The organism is Pseudomonas sp. GW821-FHT04C07, assembly GCF_059420325.1.
Map to the genome: position 1 here is coordinate 198,126 of NZ_JBWKTM010000004.1, position 14,396 is coordinate 212,521.

General features: G+C 59.9%; 12 protein-coding genes and 1 pseudogene. 8 read left to right on the forward strand and 5 right to left on the reverse strand.

Annotation, left to right across the window (positions count from 1 at the left end):
• Window positions 1–262 precede the first annotated feature (262 nt).
• The 8 genes from ccoG to AC07UI_RS10005 all read left to right on the forward strand — a co-directional run bounded on the left by ccoG (window position 263) and on the right by AC07UI_RS10005 (window position 8,873).
• Window positions 263–1,678 (forward strand): cytochrome c oxidase accessory protein CcoG, encoded by a 1,416-nt coding sequence (gene ccoG / locus AC07UI_RS09970; RefSeq protein ID WP_494992330.1) that lies wholly within the window; start codon window positions 263–265, stop codon window positions 1,676–1,678.
• An 11-nt stretch (window positions 1,679–1,689) separates the two neighbouring features.
• A complete protein-coding gene (locus tag AC07UI_RS09975) occupies window positions 1,690–2,229 on the forward strand; it encodes a FixH family protein (protein WP_494992331.1) in 540 nt (179 codons plus the stop codon).
• A 135-nt stretch (window positions 2,230–2,364) separates the two neighbouring features.
• Complete coding sequence (locus tag AC07UI_RS09980) at window positions 2,365–4,815, forward strand: heavy metal translocating P-type ATPase (RefSeq protein ID WP_494992332.1); 2,451 nt, start codon at window positions 2,365–2,367, stop codon at window positions 4,813–4,815.
• A gap of 22 nt (window positions 4,816–4,837) precedes the next feature.
• Window positions 4,838–5,071: a cbb3-type cytochrome oxidase assembly protein CcoS gene (ccoS, locus tag AC07UI_RS09985; RefSeq protein WP_494992333.1), complete on the forward strand. Its 234-nt coding sequence runs from the start codon at window positions 4,838–4,840 to the stop codon at window positions 5,069–5,071.
• A complete protein-coding gene (locus AC07UI_RS09990) occupies window positions 5,064–5,747 on the forward strand; it encodes a sulfite exporter TauE/SafE family protein (protein ID WP_494992334.1) in 684 nt (227 codons plus the stop codon). Before ccoS ends, AC07UI_RS09990 begins: the two co-directional genes overlap by 8 nt.
• A 234-nt stretch (window positions 5,748–5,981) precedes the next feature.
• Complete coding sequence (hemN, locus tag AC07UI_RS09995; protein ID WP_494992335.1) at window positions 5,982–7,364, forward strand: oxygen-independent coproporphyrinogen III oxidase; 1,383 nt, start codon at window positions 5,982–5,984, stop codon at window positions 7,362–7,364.
• A 138-nt stretch (window positions 7,365–7,502) separates the two neighbouring features.
• Entirely contained in the window at window positions 7,503–8,237 is a 735-nt protein-coding gene (gene fnr, locus AC07UI_RS10000; RefSeq protein ID WP_494992336.1) for a fumarate/nitrate reduction transcriptional regulator Fnr, read from the forward strand.
• Between the two features lie 87 nt (window positions 8,238–8,324).
• Window positions 8,325–8,873: an adenine phosphoribosyltransferase gene (locus AC07UI_RS10005; RefSeq protein ID WP_494992337.1), complete on the forward strand. Its 549-nt coding sequence runs from the start codon at window positions 8,325–8,327 to the stop codon at window positions 8,871–8,873.
• Window positions 8,874–9,035: 162 nt separating this feature from the next.
• Here the strand turns inward: AC07UI_RS10005 and recR are convergent, their stop codons facing one another.
• The 5 genes and pseudogenes from recR to AC07UI_RS10030 all read right to left on the reverse strand — a co-directional run.
• The gene (gene recR, locus AC07UI_RS10010) at window positions 9,036–9,638 is read right to left on the reverse strand and encodes a recombination mediator RecR (protein ID WP_494992338.1); all 603 of its coding nucleotides are present in this window, start codon (window positions 9,636–9,638) and stop codon (window positions 9,036–9,038) included.
• A 91-nt stretch (window positions 9,639–9,729) separates the two neighbouring features.
• Window positions 9,730–11,163 (reverse strand): sigma-54-dependent transcriptional regulator, encoded by a 1,434-nt coding sequence (locus AC07UI_RS10015; RefSeq protein ID WP_494992339.1) that lies wholly within the window; start codon window positions 11,161–11,163, stop codon window positions 9,730–9,732.
• Entirely contained in the window at window positions 11,138–12,589 is a 1,452-nt protein-coding gene (locus AC07UI_RS10020) for an ATP-binding protein (protein ID WP_494992340.1), read from the reverse strand. The genes AC07UI_RS10015 and AC07UI_RS10020 overlap by 26 nt, the downstream gene beginning before the upstream one ends.
• 102 nt (window positions 12,590–12,691) lie before the next feature.
• Window positions 12,692–13,729 (reverse strand): SCO family protein, encoded by a 1,038-nt coding sequence (locus AC07UI_RS10025; RefSeq protein ID WP_494992476.1) that lies wholly within the window; start codon window positions 13,727–13,729, stop codon window positions 12,692–12,694.
• Between the two features lie 70 nt (window positions 13,730–13,799).
• Window positions 13,800–14,171 (reverse strand): annotated as a pseudogene (locus tag AC07UI_RS10030) (multicopper oxidase domain-containing protein); the annotation flags it as partial.
• Window positions 14,172–14,396 lie beyond the last annotated feature (225 nt).

Sequence of the window (14,396 nt, forward strand, 5' to 3'; positions counted from 1 at the left end):
CTCGCGGGCTCGGCAGTTGCTACGAAGGATCGGGACCTCCAGACAGGCCAAAGCGACGCAACGCGTACGCTAACTTTCGGCCATAATTCATAAGTCAATTGATTCAAGTCACTACACCATCAATTGGTTTTACCCAACGCGACCAAGGGTCGCACCCTTGATCTAGAGCTACAGGCGTATCATTGCGCCACTGCAACACACTTTCTGACCGCGGTCGGCATGTACTGACCGAGGCATTTTTCCACTGCCGTGGGATGCAACGATGAGCAACCAGATTCCGGTACACGACGTTACCCCGCCTGCCAAAAACCCGAATAACAGCGTCGATCTCTATGCCTCTCGGGAAAAAATCTACACGCGCGCCTTCACCGGCTTGTTCCGCAACCTGCGGATGGCGGGCGGTGCCGCACTGTTTGTGCTGTATTTCGGTACGGTCTGGCTGAACTGGGGCGCTCATCAGGCCGTCTGGTGGAACCTGCCGGAGCGCAAATTCTTTATCTTCGGCGCGACCTTCTGGCCTCAGGATTTCATTCTGCTCTCTGGCCTGCTGATTATCAGCGCCTTTGGCCTGTTCTTCATCACGGTGTATGCCGGGCGCGTCTGGTGCGGTTATACCTGCCCGCAAAGCGTCTGGACCTGGATCTTCATGTGGTGCGAAAAGGTCACCGAAGGCGACCGCAACCAGCGCATCAAGCTCGACAAGGCGCCGATGAGCGCCAACAAGTTCCTGCGCAAGTTCAGCAAACACAGCCTCTGGCTACTGATCGGCTTTGTCACCGGCATGACCTTTGTCGGTTACTTCTCGCCGATTCGTGAATTGACCATCGACTTCTTCACTGGCCTGGCCGATGGCTGGTCGTATTTCTGGGTCGGTTTCTTTACCCTCGCCACTTACGGCAACGCCGGCTGGCTGCGCGAGCAGGTGTGCATCTACATGTGCCCGTATGCGCGCTTCCAGAGCGTGATGTTCGACAAGGACACGCTGATCGTTTCCTACGATCCGCGTCTCGGTGAAGGTCGCGGCCCGCGCAAGAAAGACGCCGACTACAAGGCAATGGGGCTGGGCACCTGCATCGACTGCACCATGTGCGTTCAAGTCTGCCCGACCGGCATCGATATTCGCGACGGCCTGCAGATCGAATGCATCGGCTGCGCCGCGTGTATCGACGCCTGCGACACCATCATGGACAAGATGAACTACCCTCGCGGGCTGATCAGCTACACCACCGAACACAACCTTTCCGGGCAAAAAACCCATAAACTGCGCCCGCGCCTGATCGGCTATGCACTGGTATTGCTGACGATGATCGGCCTGCTGGTGACGGCGTTCTTCATGCGTTCGCTGGTCGGTTTCGACGTCAGCAAGGACCGCGTGCTCTATCGCGAGAACGCCGAGGGGCGGATCGAAAACGTCTACAGCCTGAAAATCATGAACAAAGACCAGCGCGACCACACTTACCTGCTTGAAGCCTCTGGCCTGCCGGATCTCAAGCTGCAAGGCAAGCGTGAGATCAAGGTCAGCGCCGGCGAGATTTTCAGCATGCCGGTCGAGTTATCGAGCGCGCCGGAACAACTGCCGTCGAGTACCAACGAGGTGAAATTCACTCTCAAGGATGCCGATGACGCGGATGTCCATGTTGAAGCCAAGAGCCGATTCATCGGCCCACAAATTCGTTGAGAGAAGTCACCATGCCCGCAGCAACTGCCACAAGCCCTTGGTACAAGCACCTTTGGCCGTGGATCATCATCGGTATTCTGGCCTGTTCGGTCACCCTGACCCTGTCCATGGTGACCATCGCGGTGAACAACCCGGACAACCTGGTCAACGACAACTATTACGAGGCCGGTAAAGGCATCAACCGCTCGCTGGACCGTGAGCTGCTGGCTCAGGCCCTGCTGCTGCGCGCCAGCGTGCATCTGGATGAGGTGACCGGCGAAGTCGACCTGCGCCTGAGCGGCAACAGCCAGCCAAAAACCCTGGAGCTGAACCTGATCTCGCCAACCCAGCCAGAGAAGGATCGCAGGATCACCCTGACTCGCAGCGAAACCGAACAGGGCCGCTATATCGGCCAGTTGAGCGACAAGGTCGAAGGCCGGCGCTTCGTCGAACTGCTCGGTGTGCAGGACGACAAGACCTGGCGCATGTTCGAGGAAGAACAAGTCAACCACGACAAAGACCTGCTGCTCGGTGATGAACCGCTGCAGGGTGCCGAAGACCTGAAGAAGTAAGCCTTACCCTGATCGTTCCCATGCTCTGCGTGGGAACGCAGCCAGGGACGCTCCGCGTCCCAGCCGAAGCGGACGCGGAGCGTCCGGGGAGGCATTCCCACGCAGAGCGTGGGAACGATCATCGGACAACGCCCCATGACCACGCCAACCCCCTGCTATCACTGCGCCCTGCCGGTTCCTGCCGGCAGCCGGTTTACCGCAGTCGTTCTCGGCGAAACCCGCGAGCTTTGCTGCCCTGGCTGTCAGGCTGTGGCCGAGGCGATTGTCGCCGGTGGTCTGGAAGGCTATTACAGCCACCGCAGTGAGGCCTCAGCCAACCCCGAAGCCTTGCCGGTGCAATTGGTGGACGAGCTGGCGCTGTACGATCGCGCCGATGTGCAGGAACCTTTTGTCCGCCACGAAGGCGACCTCGCCGAAACCACCCTGTTGATGGAAGGCATCAGTTGCGCCGCTTGCGGCTGGCTGATCGAGAAACACTTGCGCAGCCTGCCGGCGGTGGCCGAAGCGCGGCTGAACCTGTCCAACCATCGGCTGCACGTGCGCTGGGCCGATAGCCAGTTGCCGCTGAGCAAGGTGCTCGGAGAACTGCGGCACATCGGTTATGCCGCGCATCCGTATCAGGCCGACCGTGCTGCCGAACAACTGGCCAGCGAAAACCGCCTGGCCTTGCGACAATTGGGCGTCGCCGGCCTGCTGTGGTTTCAGGCAATGATGGCGACCATGGCCACCTGGCCGGAATTCAATATCGACCTGAGCCCCGAGCTGCACACCATCTTGCGTTGGGTCGCGCTGTTCCTTACCACCCCGATCGTTTTCTACAGCTGCGTGCCCTTCTTCAAAGGCGCCATACGCGACTTGCGTACCCGCCACCTGACAATGGACGTCTCGGTATCGCTGGCGATTGGCAGCGCGTACATCGCCGGTATCTGGACCTCGATCAGCGGAGCGGGCGAGTTGTATTTCGATGCGGTCGGGATGTTTGCACTGTTCCTGCTGGCCGGTCGTTATCTGGAGCGCCGCGCCCGAGAGCGCACGGCCGCCGCCACCGCGCAGCTGGTCAATTTACTCCCCGCCTCTTGCCTGCGCATGAGCGATGACGGTCAGAGCGAGCGCATCCTGCTCAGCGAATTGCGCCTGGGTGACCGGGTGCTGGTGCATCCCGGGGCCATTCTGCCGGCCGACGGCAGGATCCTCGACGGCCAGTCGAGCATCGATGAGTCGCTGCTGACCGGCGAGTACTTGCCACAGCCGCGCACCGTGAGCGACGCGGTTACTGCCGGCACCCTGAACGTCGAAGGCGCGTTGACCGTCGAAGTGCTGGCCTTGGGTCAAGACACACGCTTGTCAGCCATTGTCCGTCTGCTGGAGCGTGCCCAGGCCGAAAAACCCAGACTGGCGGAAATCGCCGACCGCGCCGCGCAATGGTTCCTGCTGCTTTCACTGATGGCAGCCGCCGCCATTGGCCTGCTGTGGTGGGAGCTGGATTCATCCCGGGCATTCTGGATCGTCCTGGCGATGCTGGTCGCCACTTGCCCTTGCGCCTTGTCCCTGGCCACGCCGACCGCCCTGACCGCCGCCACTGGCACGTTGCACAAACTCGGCCTGCTGCTGACTCGCGGTCATGTGCTCGAAGGCCTGAACCAGATCGACACGGTCATTTTCGACAAGACCGGCACCCTCACCGAAGGTCGTCTGGCGCTGCGTTCGATCCGAACACTGGGCGCATTGAACAGTGACCAGTGCCTGGGCCTTGCCGCTGCTCTGGAAAACCGCTCAGAACATCCGATCGCCCGTGCCTTTGGCCGCGCGCCCCTGGCCGCCGAAGAAGTCCTCAGCACGCCGGGGCTGGGCCTTGAAGGCCTGGTAGGTGAGCAGCGACTGCGGATCGGCCAACCGGTGTTTGTTTGTGAGCTCAGCAGCTGCTCGATACCGGCGATGCCCGATGAGCCAGGCCAATGGCTGCTGCTCGGCGATAGCCAGGGCGCATTGGCCTGGTTCGTCCTTGACGACCGCTTGCGGGCCGACGCTCCCACCCTGCTCGCCGCCTGCAAGGCCCGTGGCTGGCGCACGCTGCTGCTGTCCGGCGACAGCTCACCGATGGTCGCCAGCGTCGCCTTTGAGCTGGGCATCGACGAGGCCCGTGGCGGTCTGCGTCCCGATGACAAGCTGCAAGTGCTGCAACAGTTGCATAAAGAAGGTCGCAAGGTGTTGATGCTTGGCGACGGGGTGAACGACGTACCGGTGCTGGCCGCCGCGGATATCAGCGTGGCCATGGGTTCGGCCACCGATCTGGCGAAAACCAGCGCCGATGCGGTGCTGCTGTCCAATCGCCTTGACGCGCTGGTGCAAGCGTTCAGCCTGGCTCGACGCACGCGCCGGGTAATCATCGAGAACCTGCTGTGGGCCGGGCTGTACAATGGCCTCATGTTGCCGTTCGCCGCCCTCGGCTGGATCACGCCGGTCTGGGCGGCGATCGGCATGTCGCTCAGTTCGTTGACCGTGGTGTTGAATGCGCTGCGTCTGACTCGCATGCCGAGAACGCCAGCCGCCAACACCACCCCAGCAACCCGCCCGCTGCCGGCCTGAGCCGCGCGGGCATGGAGTTCACATGCCAGCTCTCTACGTGATGATCCCGGCCGCGCTGCTGATCGTGGCCATCGCTATCTACATCTTCTTCTGGGCGGTCGACAGCGGTCAGTACGACGACCTCGACGGCCCGGCCCACAGCATTCTGTTCGACGACCAGGACCCGAACCATCAGGCCGCCGTCGACGAAGCCAGTGGCCACCCGCCTGCCGCCACTGCGTCCCAATCAAAAGACAAGGCCCCACCCCATGCTTGAGCTGGCTCCGCTTCTGATTTCCGCAGTGATCCTCGGCTTGCTGGGTGGCGGTCATTGTCTGGGGATGTGTGGCGGCCTGATGGGCGCGCTGACCCTGGCAATTCCCAAGGAGCAACGCAGCCGACGCTTTCGCCTGCTGCTGGCGTACAACCTGGGACGAATTCTCAGCTATGCAACGGCAGGCCTGCTGATCGGACTTGCGGGTTGGGCAGTCGCCAGCAGCCCGGCGGCGATGCTCATGCGAGTTCTTGCCGGACTGCTGCTGATCGCCATGGGCCTGTACCTGGCTGGCTGGTGGAGCGGCCTGACCCGTATCGAAAGCCTCGGACGCGGCCTCTGGAAACATATCCAGCCGATTGCCAACCGCTTGCTGCCGGTGTCGAGCCTGCCCCGTGCCTTGTTGCTGGGCGCACTTTGGGGCTGGCTGCCATGCGGTTTGGTCTACAGCACGCTGCTCTGGTCCGCCAGCCAGGGCAATGCCCTGGACAGCGCGCTGCTGATGCTCGCCTTCGGGCTCGGTACCTGGCCGGTGCTGCTTGCCACTGGCCTGGCCGCCGAGCGGGTTACGGCACTCTTGCGCAAAAAAAGTGTGCGCATGAGCGGCGGATTGTTGGTGATGCTGTTTGGCATCTGGACGCTGCCGGGGCCGCATCAGCATTGGTTGATGGGGCATTAAATCGGCGGCGCGCCCATCGCGAGCAAGCTCGCTCCTACAGTTGATCTCCGGTGTACACAAATTTTGTGCACGACATCGAGCAAATGTAGGAGCGAGCTTGCTCGCGATGGCGTCATCCCTGGCGAACACAATCTCAGCGCAGAGGCCCAACCACCCTTGATGCAAATCAACATGCCGCTCCTGTGAACCCCCTAGACTCGCGAACACTGCCAGCCTATCCGGGGGAATGCCCGCATGCTCGACGCCATTCGTTGGGACACAGATCTGATCCGCCGCTATGACCTGGCGGGACCGCGCTACACCTCGTACCCGACTGCGGTGCAATTCAACAGTCAGGTCGGCACCTTCGACCTGCTCCACGCCCTGCGCGAAAGCCGCAAGGCGCTGCGACCGTTGTCGCTGTATGTGCATGTGCCGTTCTGCGCGAACATTTGCTACTACTGCGCCTGTAACAAGGTCATCACCAAGGACCGTGGTCGTGCCTTGCCCTATTTGCAGCGCCTGGAGCAAGAGATCCAGCTGATTGCCTGCCACCTCGACCCGAACCAGAAGGTCGAGCAACTGCACTTTGGCGGCGGCACTCCGACCTTTCTCAGCCATGACGAGCTGCGCCAACTGATGGCCCGGTTGCGCAAGCACTTCAATCTGCTGGACGATGACTCCGGCGACTACGGCATCGAAATCGATCCTCGGGAAGCCGACTGGTCGACCATGGGCCTGCTCCGCGAACTGGGTTTGAACCGCGTCAGCATCGGCGTGCAGGACCTCGACCCGGTGGTCCAGCGGGCAGTCAATCGCCTGCAAAGCCTGGAAGAAACCCGTGCGGTGATCGACGCCTCCCGTACCTTGCAGTTTCGTTCGATCAACATCGACCTGATCTACGGCCTGCCCAAGCAAACACCGGACAACTTCGCCCGCACCGTGGACGAAGTCATCAACCTGCAACCGGACCGGCTCTCAGTGTTCAACTACGCGCATTTGCCTGAGCGCTTCATGCCGCAACGGCGGATCAACGGCAACGACCTTCCGGCCCCCGCCGAAAAGCTGGAAATGCTGCAACGCACGATCGAGCAGCTGACCGCGGCGGGTTACCGATACATCGGCATGGATCACTTCGCCCTGCCTGACGACGAGCTGGCCATTGCTCAGGAAGAGTCGACCTTGCAACGCAACTTCCAGGGCTATACCACCCATGGTCATTGCGATTTGATTGGCCTCGGCGTATCGGCCATCAGCCAGATCGGTGACCTGTACTGCCAGAACAGCAGCGATCTGAACCACTACCAGAACGCCTTGGGCGGCACGCAACTGGCCACCAGCCGCGGTCTGATATGCAATCGGGACGATCGCCTGCGTCGGGAAGTGATTCAGCAATTGATTTGTCATTTCAGCCTGGAATTCGCGGTGATCGAACAGGCCTTCAATATCGATTTTCGCGGTTACTTCGCCGATCTCTGGCCGCAGTTACAAGCCATGGCCGGGGATGGCCTGATCGAACTCGACAATGAGCGGATCAGCGTGTTGCCAGCCGGGCGGCTGCTGGTACGTTCGGTGTGCATGGTCTTTGATGCGTACCTGGAACAGCAGAATCGCCAACGCTTCTCACGAGTGATTTAGGACTTCATCTCCCAGGTGGCCATCAACCGATCACCCGATGCCCTATGACAATATGCCATCATGGCGCAGGCTGGCCTCAACGTCCCCCCGTGGGTTACCCTTACGTCTTATGTGTGTTTTCTCACAAGGATTTAAGAAATGTCCGAGCCAGTTAAGCTGCGCGCTCACAACCAGGCCCATTGCAAGGATTGCAGCCTGGCCCCCCTCTGCCTGCCACTTTCTCTGAATCTGGAAGACATGGATGCGCTGGACGAAATCGTCAAACGTGGTCGCCCGCTGAAAAAAGGCGAATTCCTTTTTCGCCAGGGCGATGAGTTCGATTCCGTCTATGCAGTACGCTCCGGGGCCTTGAAAACCTTCAGCCTGAGCGACAGCGGCGAGGAGCAGATCACCGGTTTCCACCTGCCCAGCGAGCTGGTCGGCCTGTCGGGCATGGACACCGAAAAACACCCGGTGTCGGCACAAGTGCTGGAAACCACTTCGGTCTGTGAAATCCCCTTCGAACGCCTCGACGAACTGGCACTGCTACTGCCGCAACTGCGCCGCCAGTTGATGCGCGTAATGAGCCGCGAGATTCGTGACGACCAGCAAATGATGCTGCTGCTCTCGAAAAAAACCGCCGACGAGCGCATCGCCACTTTCCTGGTCAACCTGTCGGCGCGTTTCCGCGCTCGCGGGTTCTCGGCCAATCAGTTCCGTCTGAGCATGTCGCGCAACGAAATCGGTAACTACCTGGGTCTGGCGGTGGAAACCGTGTCCCGGGTGTTCACCCGTTTCCAGCAGAACGAGCTGATCGCTGCCGAAGGCAAGGAAGTGCACATTCTCGATCCGATCCAGCTCTGCGCCCTGGCCGGTGGCTCGCTGGAAGGCTGATCCAGCCACCTTGCGGCCGAGCGAACAGGCTCGGCCGGGTTTATACTGTCGAGCCGCCCTTCTCCAGCCCGCCAGGACACTTCGACGATGGTCTTCGACTCCTTCGACATCAAATCCCTGATCCGCCCGGTGATCGACTTCCCCAAGCCTGGGGTGATCTTTCGCGACATCACGCCACTGTTCCAGTCGCCAAAAGCCTTGCGTCTGGTGGCGGACAGCTTTGCCCATCGTTATGTCGAAGCCGACTTCACGCACATCGGCGCGATGGATGCCCGCGGTTTCCTGATCGGCTCGATCCTCGCTTATCAGTTGAACAAACCGCTGATTCTGTTCCGTAAGCAAGGCAAATTGCCCGCCGAAGTACTTAGCGAGGGCTATCAGACTGAATACGGCGAAGCCTTCCTTGAAGTCCACGCCGACAGCCTGTGTGAAGGCGACTCGGTGCTGATGTGCGATGATTTGATCGCCACCGGCGGCACCCTGATTGCCGCAGCCAACCTGGTTCGCCGCATGGGCGCACGGATCTTCGAAGCCGCAGCGATTATCGATCTGCCTGAACTGGGCGGCTCTCAGCGCCTGGAAGACATGGGCATACCGACCTTCTGCCTGACGCAGTTTGCGTTAGCGGATAAGTAAGGCGTCGTCTGTACTGACGCCATCGCGAGCAAGCTCGCTCCTACTGGACCACCTGCGGACACATATTTTGTGTACACCAGTGATTGAATGTAGGAGCGAGCGGGCGGCGATCCGACTTGCCCGCGATGGCGATGGGTCTGACACCATCACCTTGACCAATGACTACAATGCGATCGGCTTACGCCCGGCAAACGAATGCGCCAGAGTGCCGCCATCCACCAGCTCCAGTTCGCCACCCAACGGCACGCCATGGGCGATGCGCGAGGTGATCAGGCCTTTGTTGGTCAGCAACTGCGCGATGTAATGGGCCGTGGCTTCGCCTTCAACCGTCGGGTTGGTGGCGAGAATGATTTCGGTGAAGCTGCCCTGCTCTTCGATCCGCGCCATCAATTGCGGAATGCCAATGGCCTCTGGGCCGAGCCCGTCAAGCGGTGACAAATGGCCCTTGAGCACAAAGTAGCGTCCGCGAAAACCGGTCTGCTCTACCGCATACACGTCCATCGGCCCTTCGACCACACACAATATCGTGTCATCGCGGCGCGGATCGGCGCATTGCGGGCAAAGATCGTCTTCAGTGAGCGTGCGGCACAAACGACAATGCCCGACTCCTTCCATGGCCTGGCTCAAGGCCTGAGCCAGCCGCGAACCACCGCTGCGATCACGCTCAAGCAGTTGCAGCGCCATACGCTGGGCAGTTTTCTGACCCACTCCCGGCAAAATGCGCAGAGCATCGATCAGTTGGCGAATCAGGGGGCTGAAGCTCATGGGCAAAGGTCCGACAAAACAACGAGACGCGGTTTATACTCGCGCCTCAGTTCACCGTCAAATACACACGGCGTCCGTTCGCCCGAAGGCGTCACCATTGCCGCTTGTCCGGCCGGGCGAGACCCAGTTTTTCAATCCGGTAGCGTAGCATGTCACGGCTCAAGCCCAGCAAGCGTGCCGACTTGGTGACATTCCAGTCGGTCCTGTCGAGCACTTTCCTGACCATGTCCCGCTCGACTTCCGGCAGGTTCATGGACGTCATGTCTTCACCGTGGTTGTACGCCTCAGATTGAGGTTGAGGCTGTACCGACAGGCTCAGTGGCTCGTCGACCAGGCTCAGGCAGACGTTCAGCTGGCTCGGCCCGACCATCTCATGGACAGCCAACAGTACCGTCTGCTCAAGCATGTTGCGCAGTTCACGTACATTGCCGGGCCAGCTGTAACCGCGCAACAGAGCCTCCGCCTGCGGGCTGAAATACAGGTTGGGTTTGCCATAGCGCTTGCCATGATGAGCGAGAAAATGCGTGGCCAGTTTCAACACGTCTTCGCCGCGAGCACTCAGGCGCGGAACCTTGATGGAAATGATGCGTAAACGGAAAAACAAATCCCGGCGAAACTTGCCCTGCTGCACCATCTGTTCGAGGTTGCAGTTGGTCGCGCTGATGATCCGCAAGTCGACCTTGCGCTCCTTGACCGCGCCGATCCGGCGAATGGTGCGGTCTTCCAGCAACTTGAGCAGCTTGGCCTGCAGCAGCAGATCCATTTCACCGATTTCATCGAGAAACAACGTACCGCCATCGGCGGCTTCGACGAGGCCGATCCGACGATCCCTGGCGTCGGTGAATGCACCTTTTTCGTGGCCGAACAATTCGGCTTCCAGAAGGTTGGAGGGAATAGAGGCACAGTTGAACTCGATGAACGGGCCCTTGCTGCGTGGTCCGTCAAAATGCAGCGCGCGGGCCACCAGCTCTTTGCCCGTGCCGGTGTCACCTTCTACCAGCACCGGCGGCAAGTCGCCGCTGGCCATGCGCCGTTCGGCATCGAGCAACTGGCCGATGGTGTTTTTCATCGCCAGCATCACCGGGGAATCGCCGATCAGCGCCTGCACCCCCGACTTCTGCGCCTCGCGTTCCTGATAGAACGTCAGCGTGCGCTCCAGACGGTCAGCGGCCAGCGCCTTGTCCAGCAACAGCTTGAGTTCCGCCAGCGCCACCGGCTTGGTCAGGTAGTGAAAGGCGCCTTCTTTCATCGCCGTCACGGCATCTTCGACATTGCCATAGCCGGTCATCATGATCACTTTCAGGTCCGGCGCGCTGACCCGCAGACGCTGAATCAATTCGTGCCCACTCATGCCGGGCAGCGAGTTATCGGTCAGCACCGCATCCGGCTGACAGGTCTGCAGGCATTCAAGCGCCTCTTCAGCCGAATGGCAGATAGTGACCTCGAAGTCCTTGCGTTCCAGAAACGTCTGAATATTTTCGGCGAGGAGCTGATCATCCTCAACCAACAGAATACTGTGTTCCACGGTCTCCTCCCGTCACCTTGAAAATCAGGCTTATTCGGGTTCCTTCCTGTTCCCGGCTGGTCAGGCTGACCGAGCCATTGAATCGCTCCATGACACGTTTGACCAGCATCAGGCCAACGCCGAGGCCCCCCTGCTTGGTGGTGAAAAACGGTTTGAACGCCATGCGTACTTGCTGCCGGGTCATGCCTTTGCCGGTATCGGTCAAGGTCATTCGCACGTGCCCATCCGCCGCCGGCTCGACCTCGATCATCAGTAATCCCCCGTCCGCCATGGCTTCCAGGGCATTGGCGAACAGACTATTGAGTATCTGGACCAGGTGCATGTGCTGACTGACGACCGAGGGTAGCGGCGGTATCGACAGATGGACCCGGACATTGGCGCTCTTGATTTGCTGGTCGAAGGCCTGCACGACTTCCTCGATGGCCAGGCCCAGGTCGACTGCCTCGCTATCGGAGTTCAACGGTTGCAGCGAGACCAACAACTCGCGTACCCAGCGAGACATGCGATCGACCTGGTTGATGATGTCGGAAATGTTCTTTTGCGCAGGCTGGCTGGAGATCTCCTGGGCCAGTTCGGCACTGGATCGAATGGTCGCCAGCGGATTGCGCAGGCTATGGGCGACGGCCGAGGACATTTCACCCAGCGCGACAAAGGTTTCGCTGGTGATCAGTTGTTTCTGTTGCGACTGCAGCATCCGCGCGGCCCGCCGCACGATCCAGAACAGCCCGAAATAGATCAGGCAGCCTCCGAGGATCGTCGCCACCCAGATCAGCTTGAAACCGCGCTGGATACGCAAAACCAGATCCTGAGGTTCCTTGTAGATCTCGACCGTGGCCAGGACCTTGTCACCGGCGGCGTCGAACATTGGAATATAGTGTTCGATAAACAGGTACCTGGGGTGGCGAAGGAACTTCTGCTCCTGACGACTCTCATCGGTCTTATGGTATTCGGATGAAACCTGCACTTTCGATCCGAACGACTCGTCCAGATCCTTGTCGCCCTCGATCCGTACGCCGATCAACGCCGGGTTGGTCGACCAGATGATCGTTCGATCCCGGGCATAGACAGTGGCCATCAGAATGTCCGGCAAGTGTTGGATATGGTCGAGGAACTCCCCCCGGGCCGCGATAATGCGATCGCGATCAAGTTCGGTCCGGGCGCTCAAATCGCGGATGTCGAGTAGATTGCCGATGGTCTGGCTTGGCGGAATACCGACGTGTCGGACTTCCGCTGCGCCTATGGTATGGATGAACTGTGCCGTCAGCAGTCCGTCGCGTTGGACACTCTCACTGACCACCAGACGTGTGGAGGTATATCCGAGCCCCACGGCGACGGCGGCGATGATGAACAGGCTGGCCAGGGAGAACCAGTACAGAAGGTTGAACGGTCCCTGGGCGAATATTTTATTGTGCTTGAGCACCTGCATAAGGTACGTCCTGGATGCTTGCCTGGAACCTTATCGTCGACACCCCGTCAGCAGTCGAAAATCATTACCTATAACAGGGCTCGCCTTAATAGTAGTCAGCCGCTACTGGATCATAGGCTGGATTCTCGGCTCGTGGCCGGAATGATCCATGTGATCCATGTGATCCATGTGATCCATTTGGTGTATTTGGTGCACATGCGCCTCGACTGCCTGAACCGTTGGCGGGTGCTGGCGGTCGGTCTCTTCCTGCAAGTACGTCAGCACCGCTGCGGCGGCGGTCTCGTCAAGGCGCAGATTGGGCATGGCCACCCGGCTGTAACGCTCGAACAACTCCAGCGCCAGCGGATCCTTCTCGGCCAGCAGCCGGTCGGGTTCCCTGATCCAGCGACTGAGCCAAAGCGGGTCGCGTTGACGGGTCACGTCCAACAGATCGGGACCTATCGAACGCAGACCAACGCCCTGCCCGTCCAGCACTCCCAGCGTATGGCAGGAAGCGCAGCGGGTGCGAAATAGCTCCTCACCCATGCTCGGCGGGCGAATTTGCGGCGCATCGGCATAGCTGCCCTCTTGGCTTGCGACCTTCCAGTTCTGCAGGCTGTTGCCGAGCTGGTCAGCCAGAATCCACGGATTTTCAAACGGTGAGGCTTTCATCCAGCGGCCGGTGGCCTGGTTGCCGACGATCAGGCTGAGGTTGTGATCCTTGCTGCGGCCGTTGTCGACGCCATCGATAAACAGGCCGAGTTTTTTCCGTAGCTGAGTAATCTCTTCATTGTCGCCGGTCAGGAACAACCAGCCCGGCGCAACCTTGAACTTCTGCGCATAGTTTTTGAGGACTGGCGGTGTATCGGTCTGCGGGTCGATGCTGATGGAGTAGAAAAACACATCGCGCCCTACCCGCTCGCCCAACAACTGTTGAACCTGGCGCAAGCGGGCGGTCTCCAGCGGACACGAGTCGGTGCACGAGGTGAAGATGAAGTTGATCACCACCACCTTGTCCTTGATCAGATCGTCGAAAAAGCGCAGCTGTCGGCCATCCTGATCAGTCAGCAACGTATTGGGGAAATAGTCCGCCCCCCAGGGCGTGGCCGATGGCACGTTATCGGCCAGCGCCAGGCTGCTCAGGGTACAGGTCAGGAGCATCAGGGCTCGCTGCGTCCAGACTTTCCAGCCATGCTGACGATTGAGTTGCATGACATCGCCTCCTCGGTGGCTAGTTGCTGACCTTGACTTGCGGGCCCCAGCCATCACCGTTGCGGCAGGTCGGCAGCGCAGCGGAATTCACGTACCTGACGCCATCCCGGGACGGCAACGGCGTGGGCATCAACTGGAACTGTCCAGGGTGTTCGATATTCCGGCGCAGTAGCATCGAGTTGTCCTCATGCCGGGTGTTATGACAGTGCTCCATGTAGGTGGCGGCAAACTCGCGGAAGTTGATCACGAACTCGACGTTATCCTTGCCATCGTCTTCGCTGCCGATGCGATAGACGTCCTTGCGCGCCCACTTTTCCCACTCCGACGGGGCCTTGCCACCGCGGCTGAGAAAGATCCCTTCCTCAAAGTCCACGTGCACCGGGTGCCTCCATCAATGGGACTGGCATAGAGATCCAGGCACCCCATCAGCATCAACATCACACCCAAAAGGCGCGATACAGTGGCTCGAAAAAAGCTCGAACACGGTTGCCTGTCCATCCTCGTCACCCTGAAATCGTGCAGGGGATAAATGCAACTGAGCAAATACCTCGCCAAAGTCGTGACAAAATATGCACAGATAAAAAAATCAATACAAAACAAATGATTAGAAATAATC

Coding starts and splice junctions, on each gene's coding strand:
- ccoG (WP_494992330.1), top strand. CDS start 263: ATGAGCAACCAGATTCCGGTACACGACGTTACCCCGCCTGCCAAAAAC.
- AC07UI_RS09975 (WP_494992331.1), top strand. CDS start 1,690: ATGCCCGCAGCAACTGCCACAAGCCCTTGGTACAAGCACCTTTGGCCG.
- AC07UI_RS09980 (WP_494992332.1), top strand. CDS start 2,365: ATGACCACGCCAACCCCCTGCTATCACTGCGCCCTGCCGGTTCCTGCC.
- ccoS (WP_494992333.1), top strand. CDS start 4,838: ATGCCAGCTCTCTACGTGATGATCCCGGCCGCGCTGCTGATCGTGGCC.
- AC07UI_RS09990 (WP_494992334.1), top strand. CDS start 5,064: ATGCTTGAGCTGGCTCCGCTTCTGATTTCCGCAGTGATCCTCGGCTTG.
- hemN (WP_494992335.1), top strand. CDS start 5,982: ATGCTCGACGCCATTCGTTGGGACACAGATCTGATCCGCCGCTATGAC.
- fnr (WP_494992336.1), top strand. CDS start 7,503: ATGTCCGAGCCAGTTAAGCTGCGCGCTCACAACCAGGCCCATTGCAAG.
- AC07UI_RS10005 (WP_494992337.1), top strand. CDS start 8,325: ATGGTCTTCGACTCCTTCGACATCAAATCCCTGATCCGCCCGGTGATC.
- recR (WP_494992338.1), bottom strand. CDS start 9,638: ATGAGCTTCAGCCCCCTGATTCGCCAACTGATCGATGCTCTGCGCATT.
- AC07UI_RS10020 (WP_494992340.1), bottom strand. CDS start 12,589: ATGCAGGTGCTCAAGCACAATAAAATATTCGCCCAGGGACCGTTCAAC.
- AC07UI_RS10025 (WP_494992476.1), bottom strand. CDS start 13,729: ATGCTCCTGACCTGTACCCTGAGCAGCCTGGCGCTGGCCGATAACGTG.